This window comes from Bacillus sp. FSL K6-1338, from assembly GCF_038006965.1.
Taxonomy (GTDB): domain Bacteria; phylum Bacillota; class Bacilli; order Bacillales; family Bacillaceae_G; genus Bacillus_A; species Bacillus_A thuringiensis_S.
Genome location: NZ_JBBOWI010000001.1, coordinates 282,501 through 287,500, shown reverse-complemented (window position 1 = coordinate 287,500; position 5,000 = coordinate 282,501). Strand labels below are relative to the sequence as shown.

Below are 5,000 nucleotides of genomic sequence, written 5' to 3'. Positions count from 1 at the left end.
TCCAAAGCATGATTTACAAAATGTGTTTGAGCGAATGTACCGAAGCGAACAATCAAGAAACTCCTCGTTTGGTGGTAGTGGTCTCGGGCTCTCTATTTCTAAAGCGCTCGTTGAGAGAAATGGTGGGCATATATGGGTTGAAAGCACTCCATGGAAACGAACTATTTTTGGCTTTTCTATTCCAAAACACAATACTTTTAAGAAATAGTTAAGAAATGATTAATATGCAGTTAAGCCTTCCTTTTTATGATGTAAGTAAGAACTTATAGAAAGCAGGTGTCTCCTATAAATACAATTATAAAAACGACTAACCTTACTAAAGTATATGGCAATCAAAAATCAGTAGATAATTTAAATATTAATGTTCAACAAGGGGAGATTTATGGCTTCATAGGCCGCAACGGTGCTGGTAAAACAACAACCATTCGTATGCTGCTTAGTCTTATAAAGCCTACAAGTGGAACGATTGAAATATTTGGAGAGAACTTATTCCAAAATCAAAAAGATATTTTAAGCAGAATTGGTTCTATAGTTGAAGTTCCAGGATTTTATGAAAACTTAACTGCAAAAGAAAACCTATTAATTAATGCAAAGATAATTGGGGTTCACAAAAAGAATGCTATCGAAGAAGCATTAGAAATAGTAGGCTTGCAGCATGAGACAAAAAAGTTAGTAGGAAAGTATTCTTTAGGAATGAAGCAACGCTTAGGAATTGCACGCGCTCTTCTCCATTATCCCGAGCTACTCATATTAGATGAACCAACTAACGGACTAGACCCTATTGGTATTAAAGAAATGCGAAAACTTATTCATTCTTTAGCTCAAGAAAGAAATATAACCATACTCATTTCTAGTCACATATTAGCCGAGGTAGAACAGTTAGTCGATCGTATCGGAATTATTCATGAAGGAAAGTTACTAGACGAAGTTTCTCTTGATACGCTACGTAAAGCAAATCGTAAGTACATAGAGTTTCAAGTGAATAATGACAATAAAGCTGTGATGTTATTAGAAAATCATCTTCAAATTTTTGATTATGAAGTACACGATGAAGGGAATATTCGTATTTACTCTCATTTTGGACAACAAGGATACATAAATAGAACATTAGTTCTTAATGGTATTGAAGTATTAAAAATGATGATAAGTGAAGATAGACTAGAAGATTATTTCACCAAGCTAGTTGGAGGTGGAACAATTGGTTAATCTACTCTATACAGAACTCTTAAAATTAAAACGCTCTAATATGTTTTTAATTAGCATTATTGGTGCTGGTGTCGCACCTTTCTTAGTTGTAGTAGCCTCTTATATACATATAAAAACAAAACAGCCAACTCCGACTATTTGGTTCCATCAATTATTCACTGATGTTAACTTATATACTACTTTAGTTATAGGATTCCCCTTATATGGAGTAGTGGTTGCATATTTGCTTACCCGCGAATATGCAGAAGATACACTAAAAAATTTACTAACTATCCCCGTGTCGCGCATTAGCTTTATTATAAGTAAATTCATCATTCTCTTTCTTTGGATCATGATGCTAACTTTAGTCGCTTGGACACTTACTTTAATATTAGGGCTATTGGGGAATTTCCCTGGTTTTAACATTGCTTTACTTTTAAGTTCTTTCCTAGAATTTTTAATATGTGGTGGACTTCTCTTTCTATTGTCTTCACCTATTGTACTACTAACTCTTGTCATGAAGAGCTATGTACCGCCCATTATATTAACAGTCATTATTACAATGACCAATCTTATGCTCGTAAACTCCAAGCATAAAGATTTATTTCCGTGGACCGCTACTCTAGATATCGCAAATAATGAATTACAACCGACATATCCACCAGAGTATTCTTATATCATCATTGCAGTAACAACAATTTCCGGATTTATTGCAACACTATTCTATTTTAAAAAAGTAGACATTCATTAATTTATAGGAGTGAAACTATGAGCGATATCATTATTGCCTTCATACTCGGTATTGTAGAAGGATTAGCTGAATTTTTACCTATATCTTCTACTGGCCACCTTATATTAGTCGGGCATTTATTAGACTTTGAAGGAGAAAGAGCAAAAACGTTTGAAATTGTTATTCAGCTAGGCGCAATTTTAGCTATTGCAATTTTATATCATAAACGTCTCGTTTCTCTATGTAATATTAAGCCTCTTCTACGGAAAGAGAAAAAATTCAACGCGTTTCATGTATTTCTTGGCGTATTTCCGGCAGTAGTGGCTGGTTTGCTACTACATGATATTATTAAAACATACTTATTTCAGCCATACACTGTTGTGATTGGACTTGTAGCAGGGGCAATTCTTATGATCTTTGCAGAAGTAAAAAAGAAAGAGGCAACCGCCTATTCACTGGACGATTTAACATACCGTCAAGCTTTAACAATTGGATTATTTCAGTGCTTAGCAGTATCCCCTGGCTTCTCTAGAGCTGGCTCTACTATCTCTGGAGGTCTATTAGCAAAAGTAAATTATAAAACCGCATCCGAGTTCTCTTTTCTAATAGCTCTTCCTGTAATGGTTGGAGCTACAGGCTTAGACTTACTAAAAAGCTGGGAGTATTTAAGTGTCGATGACATCCCTATGTTTGCGGTAGGATTCATTACCTCTTTTACCGTAGCGATGCTAGCGGTAGTAACTTTTCTAAAGCTTTTAGAGAAGATAGGTTTAAAACCTTTTGCATACTATCGTATTTTGTTGGCTATCTTATTTACGCTTTTCGTATTACTATAGATTCATATAAGTCACATATCATTAAACTGATATTCAATTTTAGAATATCGGTTTTTTATCTATTTCAACTCTAGTACTACTCACTTCAATATGGCATAGTGATAATAAGCTACCATTAATAGTCTGAACGTTCTTTAAGTAACTATATCCTTTATCATAAAATGCAATTGGAAAATTAAAGATTCCATATATATACAGAACATATTTACAAACCATATTCATTCCACATAGTATCTTTTTAATTTGCAACACACTGATACAAATTTCAAATGAGCACAAAGACAGAATAAGTAAATAAATAAATTTCCTAGGAATTATAAAGCGACTAAATTTAATTAGAGTGAGGTGACGATAAAATGAATCAATTAGCACAGACATATTGGAATACTTATTGGGGAAACAACAAAAAACCAGAATCTGTTATAGCTTGGCAATTTGGAGATTCCCCTAATTATCTTGCACAACTAGTAATTGACGGTATTAAAACTGCTACATGCTCCGGTCACATTTTTTATGAATTAGAAAATGAACCGCTACCGACCACTAATGATTATAGTATTATACTTAATAGTAATGATGAACCTGTAGCTATTATTAAGATAATAGAAGTAACTGTAACACCAATGAATGAAGTAAGCGAAGAATTCGCTATCGCTGAAGGCGAAGGAGATCGTACTTATAATTACTGGAGAGACACCCATGTTCGTTTTTTTACAAAGGAACTAAATGAGCTTGGTCTTAATTTCTCTGAAGATATGTTACTCGTCTGTGAGCGTTTTGAACTTGTTGATGTGAACAATAAAGTGAAATTATAAAAAACTGAGATTTACCACCCATTCTTATTTTTATAAAACACAAAAAAGACAAGTCATTCTGACTTGTCTTAAAGTTGCTTGGCGACGTCCTACTCTCACAGGGACAAGGTCCCAACTACCATCGGCGCTAGAGAGCTTAACTTCCGTGTTCGGTATGGGAACGGGTGTGACCTCTCTGCCATCATCACCAAACTATGAAGGCATATTCCTTCAAAACTAGATAACATTTGCTACATATTATATGGTTAAGTCCTCGATCTATTAGTATTCGTCAGCTCCACATGTCACCATGCTTCCACCTCGAACCTATCAACCTGATCATCTTTCAGGGATCTTACTAGCTTACGCTATGGGAAATCTCATCTTGAGGGGGGCTTCATGCTTAGATGCTTTCAGCACTTATCCCTTCCGCACATAGCTACCCAGCTATGCCCTTGGCAGAACAACTGGTACACCAGCGGTGCGTCCATCCCGGTCCTCTCGTACTAAGGACAGCTCCTCTCAAATTTCCTACGCCCACGACGGATAGGGACCGAACTGTCTCACGACGTTCTGAACCCAGCTCGCGTACCGCTTTAATGGGCGAACAGCCCAACCCTTGGGACCGACTACAGCCCCAGGATGCGATGAGCCGACATCGAGGTGCCAAACCTCCCCGTCGATGTGGACTCTTGGGGGAGATAAGCCTGTTATCCCCGGGGTAGCTTTTATCCGTTGAGCGATGGCCCTTCCATGCGGAACCACCGGATCACTAAGCCCGACTTTCGTCCCTGCTCGACTTGTAGGTCTCGCAGTCAAGCTCCCTTATGCCTTTGCACTCTACGAATGATTTCCAACCATTCTGAGGGAACCTTTGGGCGCCTCCGTTACACTTTAGGAGGCGACCGCCCCAGTCAAACTGCCCACCTGACACTGTCTCCCGGGTCGATAAGACCCGTAGGTTAGAATTTCAATACAGTCAGGGCGGTATCCCACCAGCGCCTCCACCGAAGCTAGCGCTCCGGTTTCAATGGCTCCCGCCTATCCTGTACAAACTGTACCAAAATTCAATATCAGGCTACAGTAAAGCTCCACGGGGTCTTTCCGTCCTGTCGCGGGTAACCTGCATCTTCACAGGTACTATAATTTCACCGAGTCTCTGGTTGAGACAGTGCCCAAATCGTTACACCTTTCGTGCGGGTCGGAACTTACCCGACAAGGAATTTCGCTACCTTAGGACCGTTATAGTTACGGCCGCCGTTTACTGGGGCTTCAGTTCAGAGCTTCGCTTACGCTAACCCCTCTCCTTAACCTTCCAGCACCGGGCAGGTGTCACCCCCTATACTTCGCCTTACGGCTTCGCAGAGAGCTGTGTTTTTGCTAAACAGTCGCTTGGGCCTATTCACTGCGGCTTTCCGTTAAGAAAGCACCCCTTCTCCCGAAGTTACGGGGTCA

General features: G+C 38.8%; 5 protein-coding genes and 2 rRNA genes (2 of these 7 cut by a window edge). 5 read left to right on the top strand and 2 right to left on the bottom strand.

Annotated features, from left to right (window positions below):
• From NZ044_RS01620 to NZ044_RS01600, 5 genes are all read left to right on the top strand, one after another.
• Positions 1 to 208 carry the 3' end of a sensor histidine kinase gene (locus NZ044_RS01620; RefSeq protein ID WP_340949437.1) on the top strand. 806 nt of this gene lie to the left of the window's left edge, so 208 of the gene's 1,014 nt are visible here — the last part of the coding sequence; its start codon lies beyond the left edge, outside the window; the stop codon is at positions 206 to 208.
• A 68-nt stretch (positions 209 to 276) separates the two neighbouring features.
• On the top strand, positions 277 to 1,206 hold the full coding sequence (locus tag NZ044_RS01615) for an ABC transporter ATP-binding protein (protein ID WP_340949435.1): 930 nt from the start codon (positions 277 to 279) through the stop codon (positions 1,204 to 1,206).
• Positions 1,199 to 1,936, top strand: coding sequence for an ABC transporter permease (locus NZ044_RS01610; RefSeq protein ID WP_000247718.1), 738 nt, complete (start codon positions 1,199 to 1,201; stop codon positions 1,934 to 1,936). The genes NZ044_RS01615 and NZ044_RS01610 overlap by 8 nt, the downstream gene beginning before the upstream one ends.
• A 17-nt stretch (positions 1,937 to 1,953) precedes the next feature.
• The gene (gene uppP / locus NZ044_RS01605; protein WP_098506698.1) at positions 1,954 to 2,751 is read left to right on the top strand and encodes an undecaprenyl-diphosphate phosphatase UppP; all 798 of its coding nucleotides are present in this window, start codon (positions 1,954 to 1,956) and stop codon (positions 2,749 to 2,751) included.
• Between the two features lie 356 nt (positions 2,752 to 3,107).
• Positions 3,108 to 3,566 carry an ASCH domain-containing protein gene (locus tag NZ044_RS01600; RefSeq protein ID WP_001072428.1) on the top strand — a complete coding sequence of 153 codons (459 nt, stop codon included), beginning with the start codon at positions 3,108 to 3,110 and terminating at the stop codon, positions 3,564 to 3,566.
• Between the two features lie 76 nt (positions 3,567 to 3,642).
• On the opposite strand, the gene rrf is transcribed toward NZ044_RS01600, so the two are convergent.
• A 5S ribosomal RNA gene (rrf, locus tag NZ044_RS01595) occupies positions 3,643 to 3,758 on the bottom strand.
• Positions 3,759 to 3,807: 49 nt separating this feature from the next.
• Positions 3,808 to 5,000: ribosomal RNA gene (locus tag NZ044_RS01590) — 23S ribosomal RNA — on the bottom strand (it continues 1,729 nt past the right edge of the window).